This is a genomic window from Streptomyces sp. NBC_01363, assembly GCF_026340595.1.
In the GTDB taxonomy this organism is placed as follows: domain Bacteria; phylum Actinomycetota; class Actinomycetes; order Streptomycetales; family Streptomycetaceae; genus Streptomyces.
Map to the genome: position 1 here is coordinate 2,197,728 of NZ_JAPEPF010000001.1, position 26,008 is coordinate 2,223,735.

Here is a 26,008-nt window from a genome sequence, read left to right on the forward strand (position 1 = left end):
AATCTCGAAGGATGACTGTGTACGGAAACTTCCCCGGCTCCCGCCCCCGGCGGCTGCGGACGACCCCGACGATGCGGCGGATGGTCGCCGAGACACGGCTCGATGCGGCGAATCTGATCCTGCCGGCGTTCGTGCGCGAGGGCATCGACGCCCCGGTCGCCATCTCGACCATGCCCGGCGTGCAGCAGCACACCCTGGACACCCTGCGGAAGGCCGCCGTCGAGGCGGTGTCGGCCGGGGTCTCCGGGATCATGCTCTTCGGCGTCCCCACGGACGAGAAGAAGGACGCCCGGGGCACGGCGGGCACCGACCCGGACGGCATCCTCCAGGCCGGGCTGCGCGCGGTGCGCGCGGAGGTCGGTGACGATCTCGTCATCATGTCGGACCTGTGCCTGGACGAGTACACCGACCACGGCCACTGCGGTGTGCTCACCGAGGACGGCCGGATCGACAACGACGTGACGCTGGAGCGGTACGCCGAGATGGCCCAGGTCCAGGCCGACGCGGGCGCCCATGTGGTGGGCCCGAGCGGTATGATGGACGGCCAGGTCGGTGTCGTCCGCGACGCGCTCGACCAGACGGGCCACGAGGACGTCTCGATCCTCGCCTACACCGTGAAGTACGCCTCGGCGTTCTACGGGCCGTTCCGCGAGGCCGTCGGCTCCTCGCTCAAGGGCGACCGCAAGACGTACCAACAGGACCCGGCGAACAGCCGTGAGTCGCAGCGCGAGGTGGCGCTCGACCTCGCGGAGGGGGCCGACATGGTCATGGTGAAGCCGGCCGGTCCGTACCTGGACATCCTCGCGAAGGTCGCCGACTCGGTGGACGTGCCGGTCGCGGCGTACCAGATCAGCGGTGAGTACGCGATGATCGAGGCCGCCGCCGAGAAGGGCTGGATCGACCGGGACGCGGCGATCATGGAGAGCCTGACCGGGATCCGGCGCGCGGGTGCGCAGATGATCCTTACGTACTGGGCGACGGAGGTCGCACAGCGGCTGCGGCGCGCGTAGCCGGGCAGGCGCCGGGGCGCCTGTGGGATTCCCGTGTGTGCGGGGTTCCCACAGGCGCCCTTTCGCGTCAGGCCCGCTTGGAGCGGCGGCGGGCCGCCATGGTCAGGCCGGCGCCCGCGGCGAGCACCACGACGGTGCCGATGGCCAGCGGGATGGTGCCGCTGCTGCCGGTCGAGGCCAGGTCGCCGTCCTTGCCGCCGGGCGTGCTCTGCGACGGGGTGGGGGTGGCCGGTGCGGACTCGGACGGGCTGTCGGACGGGGTGCCGCTCGCCGGCGGTGTGCTCGCTGGGGCGGAGGGCGTGCCGGTCACCGGCGGCGTGGTGCCGGGGGTGTTGCCCGGGGTCGGGGTGGCCGGGGGCGGGGTCTCGCCGGTCTCCGGGAGGCAGCCGGTGAAGGGGAAGTGGTGCGTCTCCGCGCCGCCCGAGCCGTGCAGCGAGGCGACCCAGACCGAGCCGTTGACGGGGGCGCCGGTGCCCAGCTCCAGGTGTGCCTTGGGGGCCAGCACGCTGCCGGGCCAGGCGGCCTGGCTGCTCTTGGTGACCGCGGCGGCGTCGGGGAAGTTCCACAGCAGGCGGGCGCGGACCTTGCCGTCGGAGGCGCTCTGGAGCTTGTCGTCCAGTACGTAGTCCTGGCCGCCGGAGAGGAAGAAGCCGGTGGTGCCGGCCTTGGCCATGTCGTACGTCGTGCCGCTGACGTTGACGACCGCGGTGGCGCCGGCGGGGACCTTGAGGTAGATGTCCTTGGCGCCTTCGAGCTGTTCGGCCGTCACCTCGAAGATGTTGCGGGTGGTGTTCCCGCCCTCCAGGGTCAGCTTGCTGCCGGTCAGTTCCACTTCGGTGCCGGCGGTCGCGGGTTCCTTCGCCAGTGCGGTGGAGTAGGACCGGAGCTTGCTGAACTCGGCGTCGAAGTCGATCAGTCCGGCGTTCTTGCCGAAGGTGCCGGAGTGCATTTCGAGGGCGCGGTCGCTGACCTTGCCGCCGACGACCGCGTTGCCCTTCATCACCGCGGTGACCGAACTGCCGTTGAGCAGGTCGCCGCGCACGACGAGCGACGCGCGGCCGGGCAGGGCGTCGACCTCCGCGGCCGTCAGTTCGTTGGCGGCGCTGAAGCCGCCGCGGAAGTCGGCATTGCCACCGACGGCCACCGCGCCTTCCGCGTCGGGGGAGTGGACGTCGTCACCGAGGACGAACTCGCCGTACTTTCCTGCGATTCCGAAGGCGTCGGTGGTGCAGCCCGCCGTCTCGGCGACGGGCGTGGCCTGTGCGGCGGGGACGGCCGTGAGGCCGAGGACGAGGGCTCCGCCGAGCACTGCGGACGCTGTGGCGGCGGTTGCGGATATGCGCATGGGGGCGTGTCTCTCCAGCGGAGGTGCTTGTAAAGATTCCGTGGCGGCTACGGCCAAGTTCTTCACGCAATAGGATATTGGTCAAGACCAATGCGCAGAGTGCTGCTTTGTCCGGTTGTCAGTTCCGGTCCCATGCCGCTGTCGGTTCTTGGCCCCACGCCGTTGCCGGACCCTGGCCCGTGGGCCTACTTCCCCGTGACGTAGGCGTTCCAGATCCGGAGCGGGAAGACATTGCCGCGTCCTGAATCGGGCCCGCCCACGCCCTGCATTCCCAGCAGTTGAGGGGTGCCCGGCTTGTTGCGGAACATCGTGACGGCCGTGGTCAGCCCTTCGGTGTGGCCGATGAACCAGGCCGACTTCATCCGGTCGTCCTTGGCGGTCGCGCCCGCCGAGAGGCCGTCGGCAGCCTTGGCCCTGGCGAACGTGCCGAACTTCCCGTCCTGACCCAGCCGCGTCCAGGCCACCATCCCCAGGGTGTTGTTCACATCGTTGGCCACCGAGGCGTCCATCGCGCGCCGCGGCTCGGGCTTCCCGAAGCCCTCGACCGCCTCACCGTCCCGGGTCATCCTGGTCACCGAGTAGGGATCGGCCCTCATGCCGCCGTTGCTGAAGGCGGTGTACGCGTCCGCCATCCTGACCGCGCTCGGTGTGGACGTGCCGAGGGGGAAGGACTTGTCCAAACGGGCCAGGCTCTCCTCGTGCAGCCCGGCCGATACCGCCAGTTCCTTCACCTTCTTCAGCCCGATGTCCTTGCCGAGCAGCGTGAAGGTGGCGTTGGACGACTTGATCAGCGCATCGCGCAGGGGCGTCGGCGCCGTGACCATCGCCCGGCCGGGACCGGCACCCGACGGGGCGGGAGGTGCCGCGTACGGGCCGCCCTTGATCAGGCGCCCCCCACTGTCGTAGCCGCTGTCCAGGGTGATCCCGTCGCCGTGCTGAAGGGCTGCGGCCAGCACGAAGGGTTTGAAGGCCGAGCCGACGGGGACGCCTGCGGTGTCGGCGTTGTTGGCGAAGTGGGTGACCGCGTCGGCTCCGCCGTACACCGCGACCACGGCCCCGTCGGCCCGCACGGATGCGGCGCCGACCTCGACGTACTTGTCCTCGGAGCGCTTCTTGGGGTCGAGGTCGCGCTTGCGCACACTGCGCACGGCCCGCTCCAGCTGCCCCACCCTGGCCTTGTCGAAGGTGGTGTGCACCCGGTAGCCGCCCCGGAAGAGGTCCTTGTCGGTGAGGCCCGAACGCTTCTTGATGTACTTGTTGGCGATGTCGACGAGATAGCCGGTCTGGCCGCCGAGGCTGGTCGGCTTCGCGGCCGGCTTCGGCTCGGGGAACTTCTGGTACGCGGCCCGCTCGGCCTTCGTCATCGTGCCGATCTCCACCTGCCGGTCGAGGATCCACTCCCAGCGGTCGACGGCGCGTTCGTGGTTGCCCTTGCCGCCCGCGGGGTCGTACTGCTCCGCCCCCTTGAGCAGGGAGGCGAGCAGCGCCGCCTGACTGGGGTCGAGGTCCTTCGCGGGGATTCCGTAGTACGCGTTCGCCGCTGCCTGGATGCCGTAGGCGCCGCGGCCGAACCAGCTGGTGTTCAGATACCCCTGGAGGATCTCCTTCTTGCTCTGCTTGTTGTTCACCTTCAGCGAGATGAAGAATTCCTTGAACTTCCGGGTGGCCGACTGCTCCTGGCTGAGATAGGTGTTCTTCACGTACTGCTGGGTGATGGTGGAGCCGCCCTGGGTCTCACCGCCTGTGACGATGCTTACGGCCGCTCGGGCGATGCCCGTCGCCGATACCCCCGGGTCGGAGTAGAAGGTCTCGTTCTCGGCGGCGATGACCGCGTTCTTCACCGAACGGGGTATGTCGGCGAGCGTGACATTCTGCCGATTGACCGCGCCCACGCTCACCAACTGGCTGCCGTCCGCCCAGTAGTAGACGGTGCCCTGCCTGCGCGCCTCGTCGTTCTCGTTCGGGATGTCGACGGACGCGTACACCACGGCGAACAGGCCGGCCAGCGCGACGAGTCCGAGCATGACCCCGCTCAGCATCTGCCGCCACGAAGGGATCCAACGACGCCAAGTACGTTTTCCCCGGCGGGGGTAGTCGATGCCGAGTCTGCGATGGCGGATCGCGCGGATGGGGCGGATGGGGCTTCGGGCCATGCTCAAGCTCCTCGTTCACCGTCCCGTACCGGTGGCGCGGGGCTTGTGAGAGAGGACGTTCCGGATCGCGATCAGGTTGTCCCGGGGCCCGTCAGGCACGAGTGGTGAACGCGTCCCGGACGGCCTTTCCGGAGGAACAGTCCGTGATATCCGACTTTGTCGGCGGGCGCGGCGACCGGGCGCGCTCAGGCGAGGCCCGCCTCTTCCAGGGCGGACCTCGCGCAGGCCCGGACGAGCGGGTCCTCCTCGGACTCTCCTGCGGCGATCAGAGCCTCGGTGACCGCCGGGTCGTCCTAGGCGTAGGGGCCGAGCACCATCGCCGCGTACTGGCGCACCACGCGGAACTCTTCGACGAGGCGGGCGAGGCGGCCGGCGCGGGTGGCGTGGGTGGCCTCGTCCGGGGCCGGCTCGGGGTTCACGGGCGGTGTTCCTCCGCTCGAAGGCTCAGGGCCAGTTGATCAGAGTCATGAAGGCGACCCAGGTGAAGAACACGGTGGCGGGTGCGGCCACGGCGAGGCCGATCGCGGCCGGCGGTCTGCGCCTGGTGAACACCCAGCTCGCCACCAGTATGACCAGGGCCAGGAGCAGGCCGCAGCAGGAGACCGTCCAGGCCGGATCGAAGCTGGCGTCGAAGCGGTCGGCATCCGCCTCCGAGCAGGAGTCGCAGGCCATCGGCGAAAGCATGCTGTACACCAGGGCGAAGAACGCGAGCGGGAGCGTGACGACCGTGGAGATCAGCGAGGCGATCCAGGTGTGCCGGGGGCTATCGGGGGCGTCGTCCGTGACAATGTCGGGCATGCGTGCGATTCAACCGGGCGCCCCGGTGCGGCACATGAGTTGCCGTACCTAGGGCCTCCGGTCGGTTCGGGTCAGTCCCACCAGAACGACCAGGTCTCCTGGTCCAGCACCATCTTCTCGGCGTAGACGTCGAGGTCGTACGGCGGGTTCTGGTTGATGTTGTCCGGGCAGAACGCGAAGTGCTCGGCGGCGACCGCGCGGGCCTCCGGGAGGGTGGTGGGCGGGCGCCCGACCGAGACGGTCAGGGTGTCGAAGCCCAGCACCACGACCCGTATGCCGAAGCGGTCCTCCCAGGAGCGGAGCACGGCGCAGAGCCGGGCCGTGTCGTCCTCGAAGTTGACCGGGCCCGACCAGCCGATCGCCGCCGGTATGTCCGCGCTGCGTCGGGCCGGGACGAGCGCCACCCGCGAGCCGGGGTACCAGCCGTCCGGGCCGACGCACTCCTCGGCGATGGCGGCCGCCAGGTCGTCGGGGGTGTCCTGTCCCTCGGCGGCCGGGACGGGGGCCAGGCCCGGCCAGTCGCCCTCGGCGGCGTCGAGCTCCTCGGGCGCGCAGTCCTCCCAGTACTCGCTGAGCACCTCCTCGGCGTCGTGATCGCCGGGGTACGACGTGCTGTCCGGGATCAGGTCCCAGTCGCCGGGCCACTGGTCGCGTCGCCCGCCGTCGATCAGCACGGGGAGCAGGCCGACCGTCCGCCCGGCCGCGCGCAGCGCGCGCCACGTCCCGTGGGACGCGGGCTCGTCGGCGCACCAGAGCAGCGGCTCGTGCCAGATGCCGTCGATCGTGGCGTCCACCAGTGAGCCGGGCGGGAGTCGAAGCCCTGAGGTGGCCAGGGACGGGAGCGGGTTCGGGAGCGTCGCCATGAACCGAACTCTAGGCGCGACCACTGACAACGGCCGGGCGGGGCAGGGCGGTCCGGGCTACGGGCGTGCGTGAACGACGACGTACGCGGTGCGCGCCGTGGTGCCGTCGGGCAGCGGCGCGTCCGCGGTGACGTGGCCGAGTGCCCGTCCGTCCGCGTTCTGCCCGGGGTGGAGAACGCGGTTGACGTGGAGGGACAGCAGGCGGCCTGCGGGTGCCGTCGCGACCAGGAGATCCGTGCCGTTCGGGTCGTCGGTGGCGGTCGTGGCGGCGATCTCCGCCGGGGTGTCCGATTCGGCGAACCAGGCGATGACGGACGGGTCGGGGGTGTCGCTCGTGCTCTGCATCTGCGGCTCGGCCTTGCCGACGACGAGCGCGAACAGCTGGGCGACGAGGACCGGGTCACGCGTCCCGTCGTACACCCACCGCTGCCCCAGCACCCCGTGCTCGGTCGTGCCGATGAGTGCGTCGTCGGCGCCCGCGAGCGGTGCGCCGCGGTAGCTGAACGGCACCTGGTACGTGACCGGTTGGTCCCCCGAGGTGTCGGTGACCGCCATGAACTCGATCCCCACCTCGTCCTTCGGGTCGTCCAGCCGGAACCCGCCGGTCCTGGCCAGCTCGGGCCGCTGCCCCTTGCCGCGGTACCAGGGCTGTGCGGGCAGCCAGGAGGTGAGGAGTTCCAGCTTGGTGGGCGTCAGCGTGGTGCGGTGGATGACAGCCATGCGGTGGTATCCCTCCGGTGGGTTCAGACGAGTTGCCGGTCGGCGGCGAAGCCGGCGAAGGCCGCCCAGGTGGTGGGGGCGACGGTGAGGATGGGGCCGTCGGGGTTCTTGGAGTCGCGGATGTGGATGGCGGCGGGGTGGGCGGCGACCTCGACGCACTCGCCGCCTTCGCTGCCGCTGTGGCTCGACTTCTGCCAGTCGTAGGCGACTTCGAGGCACTCGCCGCCGTCGCTGCCGCTGTAGCTGGACTTGAACCACTCTCGTGCGGTGCTCATAACTCTCCTAGCAGCCGGTCCAACAGGCCCCTCGTGTCCTCGGTGTTGAGAGCCTGTGTCCGCAGCATCGCATATCTCTGGGCGAGGATGCTGATCTCGTCCGGGTCGGAGATGAGCTGGCTTCCGCGCTGAGTTTCGGTGTAGGCGATGCGCTGATAGTCCGGCGTTTCCAGCAGGATGAACGGCCCGTCGAGCGCCGCGTGGGTCGTCCGGCCCAGCGGCATGACCTGGAGCGAAATGCCCGGCAGGTCGGCGCAGTCCCGGAGGCGACGCAGGGTTTCCCGGTACACCTCATTGCCCCCGAGGCGGTCTCGGACAATGGCCTCGGAGATGACGAAGCTGGTGGTCGGTGGCACTTCACGGCGCAAGATTTCCTGGCGCTCCAGGCGCGTGCCCACGTGTGTGTCGATTTCCTCCCTGCTGAACGTGGGAACTCGGCTGTCGAACACGGCACGTGCGTAGTTCTCGGTCTGGAGCAGGCCGGGCAGGACCTGGTTTGCGAAAAAGCACAGTGCCAGGGCCTCCCGCTCCAGCTCCAAGTACTCCTCCGCCCACGCCGGGATCAGATCGATCTCCGGCATGTGCGCCACGGCCTCCTTCAACGCGCCCTTGGTGTCCAGAAGTTCGTCCAACTTGGCGGCCAGGTCGGGCAGTAGGGCGCGTCTGCCCTGTTCGATGGAGGAGATCGTCTCCACCTGGTGGCCCACCAGGTCGGCGAGTTGGGTCTGGGTCAGGCCGGCCGCCCTGCGGAAGACGGCGACCAGCTTGCCCACAAGTTTCATTGCCGACGCGTTCTTGCGCTTCCGCTTCCCGGGGTGCATACCGAGCCAACTTCCACCTGCGCGCCCGCGTCACGCGCGTACGACCCGTACAAGAAATCTGTACGGGTTCGAGCCCGGTCGGCGCGAGGGGCCTCAGGTCTCGGGTGCGCTGGAGTCGACGGCCTCCCGGACCGTCGCGTCCGGGTCCTGGGCGAGGCGGTGGAGGAGTTCCGTGGTGCTCGGGGTCGACCAGTTCTCGACGGCCCATACGAGGGCCCTGCGGACCTTCGGGTCCGGGTGGTCCGCGAGGTGGGCCAGTCGGTCGACCGGTCCGCGTCGGCGCATCCCGAACCAGTGGAGGGTCTGGACGAGCTGTTCGGGGTCGCCGGGGCTGCCCGCCGCGGTGATCTGGCGCAGGAGGACCGGGACGGCGGGAGGCGGTCCGTCGAGGGGGTGCGGGCGGCGTTGCCGCAGGCGCCGGGAGCCGTACTCGCCGCGTACCCGGCAGCCGAAGCAGGTGCAGGGCGCCTTGCCGTTCGAGTCGGGGAAGTAACGCCAGCCGGTGACCTGGTTGACCGCGCGGATACGGTGCACCTCGCGCCGGGTGACGGGCCGGGGGACGAACACTTCCCAGCCGCGCGGGTCGGGCAGGGCGGCGACACGGCGTACGGCTTCGGCGGCCGTGACGGTCGCGGGGTCGCGGTGGTAGCGGCCCACGGTGACGGGTTCGTCGTCCGGCAGGCGGATGTGCACGGCGACGAGTCCGCGCGGGCCGCCGTGCCTGGCCAGCTCGCGCAGCCACTGGTGGGTGAGGGTGTACGAGGGGAGGACGGGGAAGCAGTAGAGGCCCCGTGACCGCGATGCGTCGCGGCCGTGGCTGACGGCCCGTATTCCGGAACGGCGTACGCGCGCCGCGTTCGCCGAGGGTGTCAGGTGCACGAACATCGCCATGCGGTCGATGCTAGGGCGTGTTTTAGAAGTAGCGTCGTCCGCCCGGAGGGCGGGTCTCGCGGGGTCTGGCGCGTGCGATCGCAAGGCGCCGGGGTGCCCTCGTAGCGGAGCTACTAGGGCATTTCGGCAACGCGGCGAGCGTGCGTGTCAGACCCCGCGAGACAGACGGGACTTCTAAAACACGCCCTAGTGCTCGTCCTCGTGGGCTCGGCCGGGGGCCGGGGCGTCGCGGGATCTGCGGTAGCTCAGCCAGGAGGCCGTCAGGGCGGCGGCTCCGGCGCCGAAGATCGTGACCGGGGTCCAGATCTGCCAGTGGAGCGGGGACGTGGAGTCGTACGCCCAGCCATCGCCCGCGAAGATCGTGTCACCGGCGGCCACCTCGGCGCCGGTGATCTCGCCGGAGGCCGTGCGGCCGTCCGCGAACGCCCACGTCCCGTAGCAGTGGGCGGCAGGCAACTGCCCGCCGCCCTCCACGCACTGCGTGACGCTGTGGACCGTGGCGGAGTCGCCGGTGAGCAGCTTCTGCACGCCGTCGCCGACCCACAGCGCGACGAGGACCGGCAGGAGGGCCGCGAGCGCGAGCGCGGACACCAGAGAACCCAGTGACTTCAGACGGGTCCGGTCCATGCGGTGTCCCCCGTGGGTCGACTACCGGTCAACGTAGTGCAGATGTCCGGCTGTTGGGCGTGGGTGGGACGTTACGCCCTGCGGCAATCCGTACCGCCCGCCCTGCGCGGAGAACGGGAGTCACTGTGCAGCTACCGGAGACCGTTCGGCGGCTGGGGCTGGACGCGCCCCGGCCCCGGCGCGCCGTCTGCATGCGGGACCCTCGCGAACCGTCCGGTCGGGGGACGGGCAAGGGGCGGTCCGCGAGAGCGGACGACCCCGGCGAGGTGCTGACGGATCAGTGCGTGTCGGCGGATCCGTACGTGCTGGCGGATCAGTACATGAGGGCGTCGGCCATTTCGCTCTGCCAGTAGGTGACGAAGCCGTTGTCGCCCCAGGAGGTGCCGGCGGGGAGCGTCAGCTTGGCGGGGGCGCCCGTGGAGCCCTGGTTGCTCTTGCCGGTGAAGTACACCGTGAGGTGGGCGCTCTTGTGCAGCTCCTGCCCGTCGGGCTCACCGGACAGCCCGATGGAGGCGTAGGCGGACTGGCCCGGCGCGAGGGTGACCACGGCCTGCGGGATGCTGTCGCGGAGGACCGGGAAGGCGGCCTGGGCGTCGTCGAAGCCGAGTGCCGGCGCGTGGTACGCGTAGCAGGGCACGGAGCCGGTGTTGGTGGCCGTGAGCAGCAGGTGGTTGATGGGGCGGCTCACCTTGCTGACGGTGACCTTGGTGTTCGAGCCGGTGCAGGTGACGGGGGACTTGCTGCCGCTTGCGGTGGTGCCGGCGCTGTTCTTCCCGCTCTTGCTGCCGCCGGTGGAGCTCTTGGACGTGGTGGAGACGTTCTCGGCGGGGGCATTGGCCGCGTCGCTGTCGGTCTTCTTGGTGTCCTTGGCGTCCTTGCCCGTGTCGGGGGTGGTGGCGGTGGTGTTCGCTGCCGGAGCCGCCGCGCCTGCCTTGCCGTCGTTCCCGTTGTCGTTGCCACCGCAGGCGGTGAGCGAGAGGGCGGCCAGGAGGGCGGTCGCGGCGAGGGCGGTGGTGCGGATGCGGTTGCTGCGCATGGTGGTACTCCCCGTGTGTGGGCTGGTGATGTTGTTCGGTCAGTTGTGGCAGATCAGGACCATGACGATCGCGGTGGACACGATCAACACGCCGATGGCCACGACATCGATGAGCTCGATGCGGAAGTGGATTCGCACTGCGTCGTCCCGGTGGTCGCTGCGGTGTGTCCACAGCTTGCGGGGCGGCGGAATCCGACCGCAACGCCGAACAGCCCATTGGGGAAGCTGGAATGCCTGCGCGTACTGTGACCTGGGCAGATTCCACGTCCCTGGAACGGTGTTCTGGGACGGACCAGGAGGGGGAACGCCGAAGTGGCGACGCCGGAGGCCGGGGAATTCGCGGCTCTGCTGAAGGAACTGAAGGACCGTTCGGGGCGCAGCTACGGGGTTCTCGCCGGAAGACTGCACGTCAGCACGTCGACGCTGCACCGGTACTGCAACGGTGATGCGGTGCCGAACGAGTACGCCCCGGTGGAACGGCTGGCGCGGTTGTGCGGGGCCGGGCCGGACGAGCTGGTGGAGCTGCACCGGCGGTGGATCGTGGCGGATGCGGCCCGGCGGCGCCCTGCCGCGGCTGCTCCCGCTCCTGCGGCTGCGGCTGCTTCCGCTCCTGCTCCTGCGGAGCCGGTCCGGGACGCGGTTTCGGACAAGGTTCCGGATGCGTCTGCGGACACGTCTCCGGATGCGGGGCGTGGCTCTCGGGCCGAGGCTGAGGCCGGGGCAGGGGCCGGGGAGTCGTCCGGAGGGCGGGACGGGAAAGCGGGCGGGGACGGCGGCGGCACGTTCGTGTCGGTGCCCACGCCCGAGCCCACGTTCGAAGCCGAGCCCACGATCGTGGCAGGCGGGGCGAGCCGGCCCAGGCGGTTCCTGCCCTCCCGGCGGGCGCGCGTGCTGCTCGCGGCCGCCGCCGTCGTCGCGCTGAGCGTGCCCACCTCGATCGTCGTCAGCAATCTGTCGGGCAAGGACACCGACGATCTCAGCAACGCCCCCGCCGTGGACGGCCAGGACATGGACGGGTCCGCGCCCGCCCTGCTCGGCCGCGACAGGAGCCCCACCGCCTCGCCCAGCGGGGCGAAGAAGTCGGGCAAGCCAGTACTGTCCGGCTCGGCGACCGTCTCGTCCCCGCCGTCCGGCGGCGCCTCCGCCACGTCCGGGAGGCACGGCACGGGAGCCGGGTCGGGTGGTCAACAGAGCGGGGGCGTACCGCTGAGCGCCACCATCAGCTCGTACAACTGGGAAGAGCCCTGCGGCAAGTACTACGTGCTGGACCAGAAGCCGAACGACGTGCCTCCGCCGCCCCCGCCGCAGGACACCCGCGGCTGGGCCAGGGCGCTCGGCGGGGTGGACGGCGGCAACATGCTGCTCGAAGTCACCGTGCAGGGGAAGTCGGGGCAGGCCGTCGTGCTGAACGGACTGCATGTGCGGACGCTGTCCCGGAAGGCGCCGCTGGCTTGGTCGGCGTACTCGATGGGGGAGGGCTGCGGAAGCGGCATCACCCCGCAGTCCTTCGACATCGACCTCGACGACGGCCGGCCGACCCTCACCCCGGTGGCGGGTCAGCAGGGGGACGTGCGGGTGCCGCCGAAGAACTTCCCGTTCCGGGTGTCCTCCACCGATGTGGAGGTGTTCGACCTCGACGCCCACGTCGAAGGCCACGACGTCAGCTGGTACCTGGAGCTGGAGTGGAGCAGTGGCGGCCGGGAGGGGACGCTGCGCATCGACGACGGTGGGAAGCCGTTCCGTACCAGCAGCATCAAGGCCCGGCCGGAGTACAGGTACCAGTACGACACGGCCCAGTGGGAGACCGCGGAGCCGAACTAGTTCTCGCCACCGGGCCGGTGCGTAGGGGCGGGCGCCCCGGGCAGGGGCGCCCGGGGGTCAGAGGCGCCCGGGGGTCCGGATGCCGAGCAGCTCCATGCCCTGGTGCAGGGTGCGGGCGGTGAGGTCCGAGAGGAAGAGGCGGTTCTCGGCCACATCGCCCGGCACCTCGGGCTTGAGCACCGGGCACTGGTCGTAGAACGTCGTGAAGAGCGACGACAGCTGGTAGAGGTACGAGGCCAGCTTGTGCGGCTCGTACGCGGTGGCGACCTCGGCCACGACCTCGGCGAACTGGTCCAGGTGCAGGGCCAGCGCGCGCTCGGCCGGGGCCAGCTCCAGCTCCGGGTGGGGCTGGGACTTCAGCTCGCCCGCCTTGCGCTTGATCGAGCGGGACCGGGCGTGCGCGTACTGGATGTACACGCTGGTGTCGCCGGTCAGCGACACCATCTGGTCCAGGTCGAACTTGTAGTCGCGGGCGGCCGACGTCGACAGGTCCGCGTACTTCACCGCGCCGATGCCGACCTGCGTGGCACGCTCGGTGATCTCGTCCTCGGTGAGGTCCTTGGCCTTCTCGCGCACGACGGCGGACGCCCGGTCGATCGCCTCGTCCAGCAGATCCTGCAGCCGGACCGTCTCGCCCTCACGGGTCTTGAACGGCTTGCCGTCCTTGCCGAGCACCGTGCCGAAGGCGAGCTGCACGGCCTTGACGTCCTCGTTCAGCCAGCCGGCCCGGCGGGCGGTCTCGAAGACCATCTTGAAGTGCAGGGCCTGCCGGGCGTCCACGACGTACAGCAGGGTGTTCGCCTTGAGGTTCTGCACCCGGTCGCGGATCGCGGAGAGGTCGGTCGCCGCGTAGCCGTATCCGCCGTTCGACTTCTTGACGATCAGCGGCGTCGGGTTGCCGTCCGGGCCCTTCACGTCGTCGAAGAACACGCAGAGCGCACCCTCGGAGCGGACGGCGACGCCCGACTCCTCCAGGATGCGGCAGGTCTCCTCCAGCATGGCGTTGTAGCCGGACTCGCCGACGATGTCGGCGTCCCGGATCTCCATGTCGAGCTTGTTGAAGACCGAGTAGAAGTAGATCTTCGACTCGTCGACGAAGCGCTGCCACAGGGCGAGCGTCTCCTCGTCGCCGGCCTGGAGCGCGACGACCCGGTCCCGGGAGCGGGCCTTGAACTCCTCGTCGGAGTCGAAGAGCACCCGCGAGGCCTTGTAGAGCCGGTTCAGCGAGGACATGGCGGCTTCGCCGTCCGCCTCGCCGCCGTCGCCCTCGTGGGTCAGCTCGCCCGGGTGCTCGATCAGGTACTGGATGAGCATGCCGAACTGGGTGCCCCAGTCGCCGATGTGGTGCCTGCGGACCACGGACTCGCCCGTGAATTCCAGGATCTGCGCCATCGCGGCACCGATCACCGCGGAACGCAGGTGGCCGACGTGCATCTCCTTGGCCACGTTCGGCTGCGCGTAGTCGATGACGGTGGTGCCCGCGGCGCTGTTGTACGGCACACCGAGGCGGCCCTCGTCGTCCGCGGCGCGCGCGGCGAGGGTCTCGATGATGGCCCTGTCGGCGAGCGTGACGTTGAGGAAGCCGGGGCCGGAGACCTCGATCTCCTTGATCAGGCCGCCCGCCGGGAGCGCGGCGGTGACCTGGGAGGCGAGCTCGCGCGGGTTGCCCTTGAGCTTCTTGGCGAGGGCCAGGATGCCGTTGGCCTGGAAGTCGGCCCGGTCGCTTCGTCGCAGCAGCGGGTCCGCGGTGCCGGCATCCGGCAGAGCTGCCGTCAGGGCGTCCGCCAGCTGCTGCTGGAGCGTGGAAGCGAGGGAATTGACCGAGGCCATGGGCTGGCTGCCGTTTCCGTAGGAGTACAAGGGATCACACCCAGTATTCCACGGGCGGTAAAGCCGTTTTCGCGCTGCCGGTAGGACCTGGGAGAATGGGCGGAGCCCCTACGAGTCCCACAAGGGTGTTCCTACGAGTCCTACAAGAGAGAAGGACGTGCAGACCGTGGCTCAGAGTCAGAGCAGCACCGAGGCCGACTGGGTCTCCCGCTTCGCGGACGATGTCATCGCCGAATCGGAGCGTCGTGCGCCTGGCAAACCGGTCGTCGTCGCGTCCGGCCTCTCCCCGTCCGGCCCGATCCACCTGGGCAACCTCCGCGAGGTCATGACCCCGCACCTGGTCGCCGACGAGGTCCGCCGCCGGGGGTACACCGTCCGGCACCTGATCTCGTGGGACGACTACGACCGGTACCGCAAGGTGCCCAATGGTGTCCCGGGGATCGACGAGTCCTGGGCCGAGCACATCGGCAAGCCGTTGACCTCGGTGCCCGCCCCGGCCGGGTCCGCGTATCCGAACTGGGCCGAGCACTTCAAAGCCGCCATGACGGCCGCGCTGGACGAGCTGGGCGTCGAGTACGACAGCATCAGCCAGACCGAGCAGTACACGGCGGGCGCCTACCGCGAGCAGATCCTGCACGCGATGAGGCACCGCGCCGACATCGACGCAGTCCTCGACCGGTACCGGACGAAGAAGGACCCGGCCGCGGCGGGCGCCAAGGGCGGCAAGAAGCCGCAGCAGCAGAAGAAGGTCGACGAGGCCGAGCAGGAGGCCGAGGCGGGCTCCGGCGCGGCGAGCGAGGACGACGGCAGCGGCGGTTCGGCCGGATACTTCCCGTACAAGCCCTACTGCGGCAACTGCGAGAAGGACCTCACGACCGTCACGTCGTACGACGACGACAGCACCGAGCTGAACTACACCTGCACGGCCTGCGGCTTCGCCGAGACGGTGCGGCTGAGCGAGTTCAACCGCGGCAAGCTGGTCTGGAAGGTCGACTGGCCGATGCGCTGGGCGTTCGAGGGCGTGATCTTCGAGCCGAGCGGCGTGGACCACTCCTCGCCGGGCTCCTCGTTCGTCGTCGGCGGCCAGATCGTCCGCGAGATCTTCGACGGCGTGCAGCCGATCGGCCCGATGTACGCCTTCGTCGGGATCTCCGGCATGGCGAAGATGTCCTCCAGCAAGGGCGGCGTGCCGACCCCGGCCGACGCGCTGAAGATCATGGAGGCGCCGCTGCTGCGCTGGCTGTACGCGCGCCGCAAGCCCAACCAGTCCTTCAAGATCGCCTTCGACCAGGAGATCCAGCGGCTCTACGACGAGTGGGACTCGCTGGCGCGCAAGGTCGCCGACAGCTCGGTGCTGCCGGCCGACGCCGCCGCGTACGCGCGGGCCATCGGCACGGCCGCCGGTGAGCTGCCGCGTACGCCGCGCCCGCTGCCGTACCGCACGCTCGCGTCGGTCGCCGACATCACGGCCGGGCACGACGAGCAGACGCTGCGCATCCTGAGCGAGCTGGACCCGGAGAACCCGCTGACCTCGCTGGACGAGGCCCGGCCCCGTCTCGACCGCGCCGAGAACTGGATCACCAGCCAGGTCCCGGCCGAGGCCCGCACCATCGTCCGCGACGAGCCGGACAAGGAGCTCCTCGGCTCGCTGGACGACGAGGGCCGGGAGTCGCTGCGGCTGCTCCTGGAAGGGCTGGACTCGCACTGGTCCCTGGACGGGCTCACCACGCTCGTCTACGGCGTGCCGAAGATCCTGGCGGGCCTGGAGCCGGACGCCAAGCCGACGCCCGAGCTGAAGGTCGCGCAGCGGTCGTTCTTCGCGCTGCTGTACCGGCTGCTGGTCAGCCGGGACACGGGGCCGCGGCTGCCCACGCTGCTGCTGGCCGTGGGGGCGGAGCGGGTGCGCAGGCTCCTGGGCGCATAGCGGTCCGGCTGTTTCGTACGTACGGAGGGCCGTCACCCGGTGATTCGGGTGACGGCCCTCCGTCGTTGCCGTCGATCGGATGCGGGCTGCGGGACAGCCCTCGGGGGCTCAGGCGATGTGGTCCGCTTCGAGTTCGGCGTGGTAGCGGTTCTTGAACTCCGGCATCAGGCGGCGGATCAGCGCCGCGCTGCGCGGGTGCCTGACGTTGTGGCCGTCCGTGACGTGTATGTCCAGGGCGTCGACGCTCGGGTAGTCGTTGTGCTGGTTCACGAACGCGGCGAACACTTCGTACGCGATCTCGGCGAACTCCGCGTCCTCCTGCGCCCACTCGGCCGGGTCCGGCTCGGGCTCCTTGGCCTGCTCCATGGCCTGTTCCGGGAGCTGCGGCTGTTCGTGGAGCTGAGGCTGTTCATGGGCCTGCTGGACCTGTTCCTGCTGCTGGTGCTCCGCGGTGCGGGGGCCCGGGACGGCGCCGATCGTGCCCACGTTGCCCAGGGGGCGGGTGCGGCCGCCGGGGCCCGACGGGACCATCACCGGGGTCGGCTCCAGACCCTCGACGTACGTCGGGTTGTAGGCGCTCTCGTACGCGTCGTCCGGCACCTGGGGCGCCGCGAACCACGGGCTCTCGTGCGAGCCGGGGCCCTCCTGGGGCCATTCCTCGGCGGCGGCCGGGTCGGAGGGGTGGCCGTGCTGCTGGTGCGGCCCGTGCAACTGGTGCTGGTGTTGCGGCTGGTGGTGCTCGTCCTGCTGGGCGTACTGCTGCTCGGGGGCGTACGGCAACTCGGGCTGGGACTCGCCCGATTCGACCTGGGCCGGAGCGGGGGCCGGGGGCAGCAGGGCCGGTTCGATGCCCGCGGCGGCGAGGCCGGCCGGGCCGGTCTCGGCCAGCGGGACCCCGTACTTCGCCAGGCGCAGCGGCATCAGGGACTCGACGGGGGCCTTGCGGCGCCAGTTGCGGCCGAAGCGGGCCTGGAGGCGGGCCTGGTAGATCAGCCGGTCCTGTTCGAGCTTGATGACCTGTTCGTAACTGCGGAGCTCCCAGAGCTTCATCCGGCGCCAGAGCCGGAACGTCGGTACGGGGGAGAGCAGCCAGCGGGTGAGCCGGACGCCCTCCATGTGCTTGTCGGCCGTGATGTCGGCGATCCGGCCCACCGCGTGGCGGGCGGCCTCGACGGAGACCACGAAGAGCACCGGGATGACCGCGTGCATGCCGACGCCGAGCGGGTCGGGCCAGGCCGCGGCGCCGTTGAAGGCGATCGTCGCGGCGGTCAGCAGCCAGGCCGTCTGGCGCAGCAGCGGGAACGGGATGCGCAGCCAGGTCAGCAGCAGGTCCAGGGCGAGCAGGACGCAGATGCCCGCGTCGATGCCGATCGGGAAGACCAGGGAGAAGTCCCCGAAGCCCTTCTGGAGGGCGAGCTCGCGCACCGCCGCGTACGAGCCCGCGAATCCGATCGCGGCGATGAGCACCGCACCGGCCACCACGAGACCGATGAGTATCCGGTGGGTGCGTGTCAGCTGCATCGCGGCCACCCGCGTTCCCCTCCCCGTTTCCCGTATCCGACGTCGTGCTGTGACGTCTTTCTCGGCGTCCTGCTGCGACTTCTGGCGGGCACAGCCTGGCACATGGGAACGCGGCGTGTTGCGCGGGGAGGGGCGAAGCCCGGTACTCGGGGGAGCGCCGGGCTTCGTAAAGCTGCTTATGGGCAGGGGTGTTGAGAGGCCCTAGCTCGTCTTCTTGACGGACGTCTTGTGGGCGGAGGTCTTCTTGTCCGTCGTCTTGCTGCCCTTCGACTTGCCGTCCGAGGAGTCGTCGCCGGACGCCTTGGGGTCGTCGGCCTTGTCCGTGGCCTTCTCGCTCGGCTTGTCCGAGCCGGCCGGCTTGTCCGACTTCGCGCCGGCGGCGACGGAGGCCACCGCCTCCCTGGCCGCCTTCTCGGCGCCCTTCAGGATGTCGTCGGCGGAGGGGGTCTTCGAGCCCGCGTAACCCGCGCCGTTGTAGGTGAGGGTGATGACGACGTTCTCCGTCCGGGCCACGACCGTCGCGTACTTGAAGTCCTCACCCGTCTTGGTGAGGTCGTAGGTGATCTTGGTGGCCTGCTCGCCGATGCCGCTGACGGGCGCTTCGGCGACCTTCTTGGCACCCTCGGCCGCCCTGGCCTTGGCGACCTGCTTCTCGAAGTCCTGCTGCGCGCGCTTGGCGCCGCTGCCCAGGGCCTGGTCCGAGTCGAAGCGGGTGAAGCCGACGTCGAGCCAGCGGTACTGGGAACCCTTCACCCCGTTGTCGTCGAGGCCGTTCCAGGAGCAGCCGGCGCGGTACGAGGTGTCGCTGGAGGTGGTGGCCGTGCCGTTCTTGGACTTCGCCGCGGGAACCAGGGAGGTGACCGTCTTCTTGGTGATCGACTTGCACGGGTCGGGCAGCGCGGCGAACTTCGCGGGCTCGACGGTCGGCTCCGCCTTCTTGCTCGCGCTCGGCGATGTGGACGACGCGGACGAGCCCGATTCCTTCTTGTCGCCGGAGTCCGACGAGCAGCCGGCGACGACGAGCATCACCGGAACGGCGGCGCAGGCGAGTATGCGGGAGAGTCGCGGGGCTGAACGGTGCATGGTTCCTTCACTCGGGTGGCGCGGCGGGCGGGCTGCCAGGTGGTCGGGCGGGTGGTCGACCGGTGTTCCGGAGGGTGTCCCGGAGGCTGCTCCGGAGGGGTTTCCGGAGGGCCACGGTACGACGGACTGCTACGGGATGCCGCCCCGGCCGGGGGCCCGGCGGTCGGGGGCGACGCGTGCCAGGGGCGCCCGGGACGGGGTCATTCGCTGAACTTGTCGACCAGGTTCCGGGCCACTGCCTGGGCCTTCTCCTGCAGTTCCTTGCTGTCGGGGACCATGCTGGAGACGGTCGGCTGCTCGGTGTACTCGACGGTCACGATGACGTTCGATGTGCGAAATACCACGCTCACCGTGCGGTGCTGTGCGGTGGAACCTGCCCGGGTGAGCAGGTCGTCCAGAAACGCGTTGTCGCCGAGGTCGTCGAGGACGCGTGGCTGAAGGCTCTCGTCCGGGCCGCCGGAGCCGCCGTCGGTGTTCCCGTCGTCGGTGTTCTCGCCTTCGGGGGTGGGGCCGGCCAGGGCGTGCGAGGCGGAGTCCGAGCCGGAGCCCGAGGTGGAGTCCGAGGCGGGATCGGAAGCGGCGGGGGACGTCGGCTTCTTCGTGCCCTTCGTACCGTCCTTCGCGCTGTCCTTCGTACCGTCCTTCGCGCCGTCCTTCGTGCTGCTGTCCGTGCTGCTGTCCGCGCTGTCGGGGGTCGCGGAGGGCGAGGTCAGGCCGGCGGAAGTCTCCTTCTCCGTGTACACCTCGCGGGCGCGGTCGTCGTCGCTCACGACGGGGTCGTAGGACACGACGCGCTCGAAGTCGATGGACAGGGTGTGCGAGGAGGAGGGGGCTTCGGACTTCCAGCGGCAGCCGACCCGGCGGTCGGTGTTGTAGGTGACGGCGGCGGTGCCCTCGTACACCTTCTTCTGCTGCTCCTCGGAGAGTTCGGCGGCGCCCGGGAGCAGGTCCTTCAGCGTGGACGTCGCGATGGCGCCGCAAGGCTCGGGAAGAGTGCGGTACTTGCCGGGTGCCGCGACGGCGACAGGTGTCTCGCCGGGCTTGCTGTCGGCTGCGGAACCACCGGTTCCGGTGTCGGTGCTGCAGCCGACGACGAGCGCTGCCAGTAGCGCGGTGCCGGCTGCATAGGCCATTCGTCGCACGGTCCTGGGCTCCCTTCGTGCGAAAAACGGTTGCCGCTCGATGGCGACCGGTGGACACAATGTGTATCGCACGCGCCGCTGTGAATGCCGGTCGACCGACTCATTTGCCGACCTTGGCACCGGTTTTGCGCTTTCAGACTTTTCGGGGGAATCGAGGAACTATGTCTTATGTAGAGGTGCCGGGCGCGAAGGTTCCCATCCGTATGTGGGCCGACCCGGCCTCGGTCGAGGACGTCGCGATGCAGCAGTTGCGCAACGTGGCCACGCTGCCCTGGATCAAGGGTCTCGCCGTCATGCCGGACGTTCATTTCGGCAAGGGCGCGACGGTCGGTTCGGTGATCGCGATGCACGGTGCGGTCTGTCCGGCGGCGGTCGGTGTGGACATCGGCTGCGGAATGTCCGCGGTGAAGACCTCCCTGACGGCCAATGACCTGCCGGGCGACCTGTCCCGGCTCCGGTCGAAGATCGAGCAGGCCATTCCGGTGGGCCGCGGCATGCATGACGAGGTCGTGGAGCCGGACCGGCTGTACGGCTTCCGGGCGCCGGGCTGGGACGACTTCTGGGGACGGTTCGACGGGGTGGCCGATGCGGTCAAGTTCCGTCAGGAACGTGCCACGAAGCAGATGGGAACACTCGGATCGGGGAACCACTTCATCGAGTTCTGCCTCGACGAGTCGGGTTCGGTCTGGCTGATGCTGCACTCCGGATCGCGGAACATTGGCAAGGAACTGGCCGACTTCCACATCGGGCAGGCGCAGAAGCTGCCGCACAACCAGGATCTGATCGACCGCGACCTGGCGGTGTTCATCGCCGACACCCCGCAGATGGCGGCGTACCGGAACGACTTGTTCTGGGCGCAGGAGTACGCGAAGCACAACCGGGCCGTCATGATGGCGCTCTTCCAGAACGTGGTCCGCAAGGAGTTCAAGAAGGCCAAGGTGACCTTCGAGCCGGTCATCTCCTGCCACCACAACTATGTGGCGGAGGAGCGGTACGACGGCATGGACCTGCTGGTCACGCGGAAGGGCGCGATCCGTGCGGGGTCCGGGGACTTCGGGATCATCCCGGGTTCGATGGGCACCGGTTCGTACATCGTGAAGGGCCTCGGGAACGAGAAGTCGTTCAACTCGGCCTCGCACGGTGCCGGCCGGAAGATGAGCCGGAACGCCGCGAAGCGGCGCTTCTCGACGCGCGACCTGGAGGATCAGACGCGGGGCGTGGAGTGCCGTAAGGACTCCGGCGTCGTGGACGAGATTCCGGCCGCGTACAAGCCGATCGAGAAGGTCATCGAGCAGCAGCGGGACCTGGTGGAGGTCGTCGCCAAGCTCAAGCAGATCGTGTGCGTGAAGGGCTGAGGGCCTTGGCCGGGGCCCGGTTGAAGGTCTTTGCGCACGGCTGAACGGAAGGGCCTCGGGCGCGGGTGGTGTGTCCGGGGCCCTTCCTGTCTTCGCTGCGCTCAGGTGGTGCGGTGGACCTTGGAGTTGGAGGCCTGGGCGCGCGGGCGGACCACCAGGAGGTCGATGTTGACGTGGCTGGGCCGGGTGACGGCCCAGGTGATGGTGTCCGCCACGTCGTCGGCGGTGAGGGGGGCGTCGACGCCCGCGTACACCTTGGCCGCCTTCTCGGTGTCGCCGCGGAAGCGGGTGGTGGCGAACTCCTCCGTCCTGACCATGCCGGGGGCGACCTCGATGACGCGGACCGGGGTGCCGACGATCTCCAGGCGGAGGGTCTCGGCCAGGACGTGCTCGCCGTGCTTGGCGGCCACATAGCCGCCGCCGCCCTCGTACGTGGAGAGGCCCGCGGTGGAGGAGAGGATCACGACCGTGCCGTCGCCGCTCCCGGTGAGGGCGGGGAGCAGGGCCTGGGTGACGTTGAGCGTGCCGATGACGTTCGTCTCGTACATCTGGCGCCAGTCGGCGGGGTCGCCGGTGGCGACGGGGTCGGCCCCGAGTGCGCCTCCCGCGTTGTTGACGAGGACGGCGAGGGTACGGAACGCCGTGGCGAACTCGTCCACCGCATCGCGGTCGGTGACGTCCAGCGCGTAGGCCGTTGCCTGGTGGCCCGCCTCGTTGATCTCGGCGGCGAGCGCCTCGATGCGGTCCTTGCGGCGGGCGGTCAGTACGACGCGGTAGCCGGCTGCGGCCAGCTGCCGGGCGGTCGCGGCGCCGATGCCGCTGCTCGCTCCGGTGATGACGGCGATCGGGGTGGCGGCCATGGCGGACTCCTCGGACAGCTGATCGGTACGGAGCCAGGATAGGCAGGCGCGGGGTCAGTGGTTGCGGGGGGCGTACATGATCACGGCCATGCCGGCCAGGCAGATCAGCGCGCCGATCACGTCCCAGCGGTCGGGGCGGTAGCCGTCGGCGACCATGCCCCAGATGATCGAGCCGGCGACGAAGACACCGCCGTACGCGGCGAGGATGCGGCCGAACTCGCCGTCCGGCTGGAGCGTGGCGACGAAGCCGTAGGCACCCAGCGCGATGACGCCCGCCCCGATCCAGATCCAGCCCCGGTGCTCGCGCACGCCCTGCCAGACCAGCCAGGCGCCACCGATCTCGAAGAGCGCGGCGACGACGAACAGAGCGACGGAGCGGGTGATGGACATGGAGCCAGCGTTTCACGGGGTGAGGGGCTGGATGAGGGGGAGGGCGCGCCGAACCGGTCGGCAAATACGGATAATTCGGGGTGATCGGTATCTTCGGGTCATGGTAGTGACGCATGGATCCGCACGAGCCGTCTCCGCGACAGCTTCGATGGTTGGGCTGGCTTCGACGGCGGTGTTGGCGGCGACCGTGGTGCTGGGGGCGGGTGCCGCGGCGGCCACGGCGGCTACTCCTTCGGTTCCTTCGGCCCTGTCGAGCCCTTCGGTCCCTTCGGCGCCTGTGCCTTCCGTGGCCATTGCGCCTGAGGCCGATGTGGCGCACCACGGGCATGTCCGGCTGTGGGGTGCGGGGCTCGGGGTCCGGGTGCGGACCGAGAACCACGGTCCGTCGAGCCTGGCGGGTGTGACCGTGCGCGTGCGGACGTCGGTGGCGCTCGCCGGACGGCAGGAACTTCCGCAGAGCTGTCTGCAGGCCGACCGGTGGACCGTGCTGTGCCGGACGGGTGCGCTGCACGCCGATGGGGCGGAGGAGCGCCGGCTCGCACTCGAACTGCGGCTTGCGGAGCGGCCGGACGAGGTCGTCGTGCGCGTCGACACGCTGTGGAACGGCGGCGCGACCGACCGGAACCCCGGTAACAACGACCACGAGGTGCTGGCTCCGGCCACCGGGGACGAGTACGTGTTCTGAGCCCCGGCCGGTGATGCGTGTCCTTTCGATGCCGGCCCTTTCGATGCCGGTCCCTTCGCCCCGCGCCCCGGCGACGCGGGCCCCGGTGATGGGGGTTCCGTGCTCATTGGGCGAGTGCGGCGCGCAGGGCCGTCGGGTCGGCGTGGTCGCTCGCCCAGGCGATGTAGCCGTCGGGGCGGATGAGCAGGGTGGTGGTGCGGTCACCTCGCCAGTGGGCGTGCACCAGTGGGGCCGGTGATGCCGGAGCGGCGGAGCCGTCGGGAGTGACGAGGACGAATGTTCCGTCGCGCAACAGCTGGTGCAGCCGGCCCTCCCGCAGGCTCAGGTCGGGGGCGCGCTTCGCGGTCAGGGGATGCGCACCGCGCGGGGCCGGGTAGGCGATCGAGATGCCGGAGACCATGCCGATGACCTTGTCGGAGGCGGGCCGGACCATGGACAGCACCGTGGTGGCGATGGTCCTGACCGTCCGCTGGAGCGGGGTGCGGGCCATGGCGAGGCGGACGAGCGCGCCGCTGGAACGGAGCACCTTCGTGCCGACCGGGTGCCGTTCGGCGTGGTAGCTGTCGAGGAGCGCTTCCGGGTCGGCCGACTGCCCCCGCAGTACGGCGGCGAGCTTCCAGGAGAGATTGGCGGCGTCCTGGAGGCCGGTGTTCATGCCCTGGCCGCCCGCGGGCGAGTGGACGTGGGCGGCGTCCCCGGCGAGGAAGACCCGGCCGGTGCGGTAGGACGGCACCTGGCGCTCGTCGCTGTGGAAGCGGGAGATCCAGCGCGCGTCGTGCATGCCGTAGTCGGTGCCGAAGGCGAGACGGGTGATCTCGCGCAGCTCGTCGAGGTCGACGGGGTCGGTGGGGTCGCTGTCGGCGGACTGACGCGCGCCGCTCCACCCCATCACGCGGTACCAGCCGTCGCCGAAGGGGGCGATGAAGGCGAAGGCGTCCCCGCCACCGCTGATCGTGAGGATGTCGTCCGGCTCCTCGGTGAGCCGGACATCGGCGAGGGCGATCGACCGGATCACGGATCTGCCGGGGAAGGGGAGCCCGAGCGCCTGGCGCACGGGGCTGCGCATCCCGTCGGCGCCCACGAGATAGCGGGCGGCGAGAGTGGCCCGGCTGCCGTCCGGCTCGCGCAGTTCGGCGGTGACGGAGTCCGATGCGGCGCTCTGCTGGAGCCCGGTCAGCTCCGTGTCGTACCGGAAGCGGACGCCGGCGGTGCGGGCTCGGCGCTCCAGCAGGCGCTCCACCTCGTACTGCGGGGTGATCAGCACGAAGGGGAAGCGGGTGTGCAGCCGGGAGAGGTCGAGCGAGAGCTTGCCGAAGAAGCGCAGGGAGACGAGGGAGGTGCCCGTCTTGATCAGCTCGTCGGCCAGGCCGCGGCTGTCGAGCAGTTCGAGCGTGCGGGCGTGTACGGCGAAGGCGCGCGTCATGTTGCTCGTCCGGTGCGGGCGGCGCTCCACGAGCGTGACGGAGACGCCCTGGGCGGCGAGATCCCCCGCGAGCAGCAGGCCGGTGGGGCCCGCGCCCACGACGAGGACATCGACGGTGTCGGGTGCGGTGCTCGGGGTGGTGGTCATGGCTGCCTCCTGGGCCCGTTCATCGGCTGTCGGCTGTCACCTTCGTGCCAACAAGTGTTGGTCAACGCTTGTTGGCAACGGTAGACCCGGCGCGGCTGGCATGTCAACGCTTGTTGGCCTACATTTGTTGGCATGACGAAGCCCGCCACCGCGCCCCGCCGCTCGGATGCCACCAAGGCCGCGATTCTCGACGCCGCGCGCGAGCGGTTCGCCGCCGACGGGTACGAGCGCGCCACCATCCGGGCCATCGCCCGTGACGCGAACATCGACCCGTCGATGGTCATGCGCTACTACGGCAACAAGGAGGGGCTGTTCGTCGCCGCCTCCGCGATCGACCTGCGGATGCCCCAGCTGGGGGCGATGCCGGGCAAGCACGTCGGTGCGGTCCTCGTCGCGCATTTCCTGGACCGCTGGGAGAACGACGACGTGCTCACGGCCATGCTCAGGGTCGGTGTCACCAACGAAGCCGGTGCGGAGCGGATGAGGGCCGTCTTCGCCGAGCAGATCGGCGCGGTCACGGTCGGTGTCTGCCCCGTTCCGGCCGAAGCGTCCCACCGTGCGGCGCTCGTCGCCTCGCAGATACTGGGGATGGCGCTCACGCGCTACGTGCTGCGGTTCGGGCCTGCCGTCGAGATGTCGCGCGACGAGTTGATCGCCTGGCTCGCGCCCACCGTCCAGCGCTATCTGACCGCCGAGGCGCCGTAGGCCGGTCGGCCGGCCGGTCCGGGGCCCGGCGGTTGTCTGCTTCGTACACTCTCTGCATGTCGCAGAAGTCCCAGCCCCGCCGCAGTGCGTTGATGGCCGAGCTGACCGTCGAGTCACGCCGCTACATGGCCGCGTACGCGCTGTTCAACCAGGCCGTCGCGGACCACCTGCGGCTCCACCCGACCGATCTGCAGTGCCTCAACCTGCTCGGTCTGGAGGCGGCGCCGGTCACCACGGGCCGCATCGCGGAGCTGACCGGGCTGACCACGGGCTCGGCGACCCGGCTGGTGGACCGGCTGGAACGGGGCGGGTACGTGACGCGCGAGCGTGACACCGTCGACCGGCGACGGGTGCTCGTGACGACCGTGCCGGAGCGGATGGCGGAGATCGGCGCGGTGTGGGAGCGGCTGAACGGGGCGTGGTCGGCGATGTTCGGGGCATACGACGACGACGAGGTGGCCCTGCTCATCACCCACATGCGGCGAACGGTCGAACTGAGCGCGCTCCAGGTCGAGGCCTTGCGCGAGGGTGTCGGTGCGACGGCGGCGGGCGGCGCGGCGCCCGAGGGTGGCGAGGCGACGGC

General features: G+C 70.2%; 24 protein-coding genes and 1 pseudogene. 7 read left to right on the forward strand and 18 right to left on the reverse strand.

Annotation, left to right across the window (positions count from 1 at the left end):
* Positions 1–11 precede the first annotated feature (11 nt).
* A complete protein-coding gene (gene hemB, locus OG611_RS10290) occupies positions 12–1,010 on the forward strand; it encodes a porphobilinogen synthase (RefSeq protein ID WP_266417853.1) in 999 nt (332 codons plus the stop codon).
* A gap of 67 nt (positions 1,011–1,077) precedes the next feature.
* Here the strand turns inward: hemB and OG611_RS10295 are convergent, their stop codons facing one another.
* The 11 genes from OG611_RS10295 to OG611_RS10345 form a co-directional block, all read right to left on the reverse strand.
* Complete coding sequence (locus tag OG611_RS10295) at positions 1,078–2,355, reverse strand: choice-of-anchor A family protein (RefSeq protein ID WP_266417855.1); 1,278 nt, start codon at positions 2,353–2,355, stop codon at positions 1,078–1,080.
* A gap of 185 nt (positions 2,356–2,540) precedes the next feature.
* The gene (locus tag OG611_RS10300) at positions 2,541–4,508 is read right to left on the reverse strand and encodes a transglycosylase domain-containing protein (RefSeq protein WP_266417857.1); all 1,968 of its coding nucleotides are present in this window, start codon (positions 4,506–4,508) and stop codon (positions 2,541–2,543) included.
* Between the two features lie 293 nt (positions 4,509–4,801).
* Complete coding sequence (locus tag OG611_RS10305; RefSeq protein WP_266417859.1) at positions 4,802–4,927, reverse strand: hypothetical protein; 126 nt, start codon at positions 4,925–4,927, stop codon at positions 4,802–4,804.
* A gap of 25 nt (positions 4,928–4,952) precedes the next feature.
* Entirely contained in the window at positions 4,953–5,306 is a 354-nt protein-coding gene (locus OG611_RS10310; protein ID WP_266417861.1) for a hypothetical protein, read from the reverse strand.
* A gap of 71 nt (positions 5,307–5,377) precedes the next feature.
* On the reverse strand, positions 5,378–6,169 hold the full coding sequence (locus OG611_RS10315; protein ID WP_266417863.1) for a DUF4253 domain-containing protein: 792 nt from the start codon (positions 6,167–6,169) through the stop codon (positions 5,378–5,380).
* Between the two features lie 57 nt (positions 6,170–6,226).
* Positions 6,227–6,889: a 1,4-alpha-glucan branching protein gene (locus OG611_RS10320; protein WP_266417865.1), complete on the reverse strand. Its 663-nt coding sequence runs from the start codon at positions 6,887–6,889 to the stop codon at positions 6,227–6,229.
* A 23-nt stretch (positions 6,890–6,912) separates the two neighbouring features.
* Entirely contained in the window at positions 6,913–7,164 is a 252-nt protein-coding gene (locus OG611_RS10325; RefSeq protein WP_266417867.1) for a DUF397 domain-containing protein, read from the reverse strand.
* Positions 7,161–7,946, reverse strand: coding sequence for a helix-turn-helix transcriptional regulator (locus tag OG611_RS10330; RefSeq protein ID WP_323180145.1), 786 nt, complete (start codon positions 7,944–7,946; stop codon positions 7,161–7,163). Before OG611_RS10330 ends, OG611_RS10325 begins: the two co-directional genes overlap by 4 nt.
* Positions 7,947–8,078: 132 nt before the next feature.
* Positions 8,079–8,876 (reverse strand): HEAT repeat domain-containing protein, encoded by a 798-nt coding sequence (locus OG611_RS10335; protein WP_266417871.1) that lies wholly within the window; start codon positions 8,874–8,876, stop codon positions 8,079–8,081.
* Positions 8,877–9,062: 186 nt separating this feature from the next.
* Positions 9,063–9,503: a hypothetical protein gene (locus OG611_RS10340; protein WP_266417873.1), complete on the reverse strand. Its 441-nt coding sequence runs from the start codon at positions 9,501–9,503 to the stop codon at positions 9,063–9,065.
* 313 nt (positions 9,504–9,816) lie between these two features.
* On the reverse strand, positions 9,817–10,539 hold the full coding sequence (locus OG611_RS10345; RefSeq protein WP_266417875.1) for a DUF4232 domain-containing protein: 723 nt from the start codon (positions 10,537–10,539) through the stop codon (positions 9,817–9,819).
* Between the two features lie 312 nt (positions 10,540–10,851).
* On the opposite strand from OG611_RS10345, the gene OG611_RS10350 reads away from it, so the two are divergent.
* A complete protein-coding gene (locus OG611_RS10350) occupies positions 10,852–12,360 on the forward strand; it encodes a helix-turn-helix transcriptional regulator (protein ID WP_266417877.1) in 1,509 nt (502 codons plus the stop codon).
* A 57-nt stretch (positions 12,361–12,417) separates the two neighbouring features.
* Here OG611_RS10350 and argS read toward each other — a convergent pair whose 3' ends face one another.
* On the reverse strand, positions 12,418–14,190 hold the full coding sequence (argS, locus tag OG611_RS10355; protein WP_266425728.1) for an arginine--tRNA ligase: 1,773 nt from the start codon (positions 14,188–14,190) through the stop codon (positions 12,418–12,420).
* 157 nt (positions 14,191–14,347) lie between these two features.
* Between argS and lysS the strand changes: the two genes are divergently transcribed.
* The gene (gene lysS / locus OG611_RS10360; protein WP_266417879.1) at positions 14,348–16,114 is read left to right on the forward strand and encodes a lysine--tRNA ligase; all 1,767 of its coding nucleotides are present in this window, start codon (positions 14,348–14,350) and stop codon (positions 16,112–16,114) included.
* Positions 16,115–16,222: 108 nt separating this feature from the next.
* Here lysS and OG611_RS10365 read toward each other — a convergent pair whose 3' ends face one another.
* The 3 genes from OG611_RS10365 to OG611_RS10375 all read right to left on the reverse strand — a co-directional run bounded on the left by OG611_RS10365 (position 16,223) and on the right by OG611_RS10375 (position 19,851).
* Complete coding sequence (locus OG611_RS10365) at positions 16,223–17,635, reverse strand: DUF2637 domain-containing protein (RefSeq protein ID WP_266417881.1); 1,413 nt, start codon at positions 17,633–17,635, stop codon at positions 16,223–16,225.
* A 201-nt stretch (positions 17,636–17,836) separates the two neighbouring features.
* A complete protein-coding gene (locus OG611_RS10370; protein WP_266417884.1) occupies positions 17,837–18,718 on the reverse strand; it encodes a DUF3558 family protein in 882 nt (293 codons plus the stop codon).
* Positions 18,719–18,918: 200 nt separating this feature from the next.
* The gene (locus OG611_RS10375; protein WP_266417887.1) at positions 18,919–19,851 is read right to left on the reverse strand and encodes a DUF3558 domain-containing protein; all 933 of its coding nucleotides are present in this window, start codon (positions 19,849–19,851) and stop codon (positions 18,919–18,921) included.
* Between the two features lie 170 nt (positions 19,852–20,021).
* On the opposite strand from OG611_RS10375, the gene OG611_RS10380 reads away from it, so the two are divergent.
* Positions 20,022–21,215, forward strand: coding sequence for an RtcB family protein (locus OG611_RS10380; RefSeq protein WP_266417891.1), 1,194 nt, complete (start codon positions 20,022–20,024; stop codon positions 21,213–21,215).
* A gap of 101 nt (positions 21,216–21,316) precedes the next feature.
* Here OG611_RS10380 and OG611_RS10385 read toward each other — a convergent pair whose 3' ends face one another.
* Positions 21,317–22,075 carry an SDR family NAD(P)-dependent oxidoreductase gene (locus OG611_RS10385; protein WP_266417894.1) on the reverse strand — a complete coding sequence of 253 codons (759 nt, stop codon included), beginning with the start codon at positions 22,073–22,075 and terminating at the stop codon, positions 21,317–21,319.
* Positions 22,076–22,129: 54 nt separating this feature from the next.
* Positions 22,130–22,465, reverse strand: a complete 336-nt coding sequence (locus OG611_RS10390) for a YnfA family protein (RefSeq protein WP_266417897.1) — start codon at positions 22,463–22,465, stop codon at positions 22,130–22,132.
* Positions 22,466–22,751: 286 nt separating this feature from the next.
* On the opposite strand from OG611_RS10390, the gene OG611_RS10395 reads away from it, so the two are divergent.
* A complete protein-coding gene (locus OG611_RS10395) occupies positions 22,752–23,150 on the forward strand; it encodes a hypothetical protein (RefSeq protein ID WP_266417901.1) in 399 nt (132 codons plus the stop codon).
* A gap of 103 nt (positions 23,151–23,253) precedes the next feature.
* Here the strand turns inward: OG611_RS10395 and OG611_RS10400 are convergent, their stop codons facing one another.
* Entirely contained in the window at positions 23,254–24,720 is a 1,467-nt protein-coding gene (locus tag OG611_RS10400) for an FAD-dependent monooxygenase (RefSeq protein ID WP_266417904.1), read from the reverse strand.
* A gap of 132 nt (positions 24,721–24,852) precedes the next feature.
* Between OG611_RS10400 and OG611_RS10405 the strand changes: the two genes are divergently transcribed.
* Positions 24,853–25,425 carry a TetR/AcrR family transcriptional regulator gene (locus OG611_RS10405; RefSeq protein ID WP_266417907.1) on the forward strand — a complete coding sequence of 191 codons (573 nt, stop codon included), beginning with the start codon at positions 24,853–24,855 and terminating at the stop codon, positions 25,423–25,425.
* A gap of 56 nt (positions 25,426–25,481) precedes the next feature.
* A pseudogene (locus tag OG611_RS10410) lies at positions 25,482–25,955 on the forward strand (MarR family winged helix-turn-helix transcriptional regulator); the annotation flags it as partial.
* Between the last annotated feature and the right edge of the window lie 53 nt (positions 25,956–26,008).

Excerpts from the sequence above, each read along its gene's own strand:
- hemB (WP_266417853.1), top strand. The coding sequence starts at position 12 with ATGACTGTGTACGGAAACTTCCCCGGCTCCCGCCCCCGGCGGCTGCGG.
- OG611_RS10295 (WP_266417855.1), bottom strand. The coding sequence starts at position 2,355 with ATGCGCATATCCGCAACCGCCGCCACAGCGTCCGCAGTGCTCGGCGGA.
- OG611_RS10300 (WP_266417857.1), bottom strand. The coding sequence starts at position 4,508 with ATGGCCCGAAGCCCCATCCGCCCCATCCGCGCGATCCGCCATCGCAGA.
- OG611_RS10310 (WP_266417861.1), bottom strand. The coding sequence starts at position 5,306 with ATGCCCGACATTGTCACGGACGACGCCCCCGATAGCCCCCGGCACACC.
- OG611_RS10315 (WP_266417863.1), bottom strand. The coding sequence starts at position 6,169 with ATGGCGACGCTCCCGAACCCGCTCCCGTCCCTGGCCACCTCAGGGCTT.
- OG611_RS10320 (WP_266417865.1), bottom strand. The coding sequence starts at position 6,889 with ATGGCTGTCATCCACCGCACCACGCTGACGCCCACCAAGCTGGAACTC.
- OG611_RS10325 (WP_266417867.1), bottom strand. The coding sequence starts at position 7,164 with ATGAGCACCGCACGAGAGTGGTTCAAGTCCAGCTACAGCGGCAGCGAC.
- OG611_RS10330 (WP_323180145.1), bottom strand. The coding sequence starts at position 7,946 with ATGAAACTTGTGGGCAAGCTGGTCGCCGTCTTCCGCAGGGCGGCCGGC.
- OG611_RS10335 (WP_266417871.1), bottom strand. The coding sequence starts at position 8,876 with ATGGCGATGTTCGTGCACCTGACACCCTCGGCGAACGCGGCGCGCGTA.
- OG611_RS10340 (WP_266417873.1), bottom strand. The coding sequence starts at position 9,503 with ATGGACCGGACCCGTCTGAAGTCACTGGGTTCTCTGGTGTCCGCGCTC.
- OG611_RS10345 (WP_266417875.1), bottom strand. The coding sequence starts at position 10,539 with ATGCGCAGCAACCGCATCCGCACCACCGCCCTCGCCGCGACCGCCCTC.
- argS (WP_266425728.1), bottom strand. The coding sequence starts at position 14,190 with ATGGCCTCGGTCAATTCCCTCGCTTCCACGCTCCAGCAGCAGCTGGCG.
- OG611_RS10365 (WP_266417881.1), bottom strand. The coding sequence starts at position 17,635 with ATGCAGCTGACACGCACCCACCGGATACTCATCGGTCTCGTGGTGGCC.
- OG611_RS10370 (WP_266417884.1), bottom strand. The coding sequence starts at position 18,718 with ATGCACCGTTCAGCCCCGCGACTCTCCCGCATACTCGCCTGCGCCGCC.
- OG611_RS10375 (WP_266417887.1), bottom strand. The coding sequence starts at position 19,851 with ATGGCCTATGCAGCCGGCACCGCGCTACTGGCAGCGCTCGTCGTCGGC.
- OG611_RS10380 (WP_266417891.1), top strand. The coding sequence starts at position 20,022 with ATGTCTTATGTAGAGGTGCCGGGCGCGAAGGTTCCCATCCGTATGTGG.
- OG611_RS10385 (WP_266417894.1), bottom strand. The coding sequence starts at position 22,075 with ATGGCCGCCACCCCGATCGCCGTCATCACCGGAGCGAGCAGCGGCATC.
- OG611_RS10390 (WP_266417897.1), bottom strand. The coding sequence starts at position 22,465 with ATGTCCATCACCCGCTCCGTCGCTCTGTTCGTCGTCGCCGCGCTCTTC.
- OG611_RS10400 (WP_266417904.1), bottom strand. The coding sequence starts at position 24,720 with ATGACCACCACCCCGAGCACCGCACCCGACACCGTCGATGTCCTCGTC.
- OG611_RS10405 (WP_266417907.1), top strand. The coding sequence starts at position 24,853 with ATGACGAAGCCCGCCACCGCGCCCCGCCGCTCGGATGCCACCAAGGCC.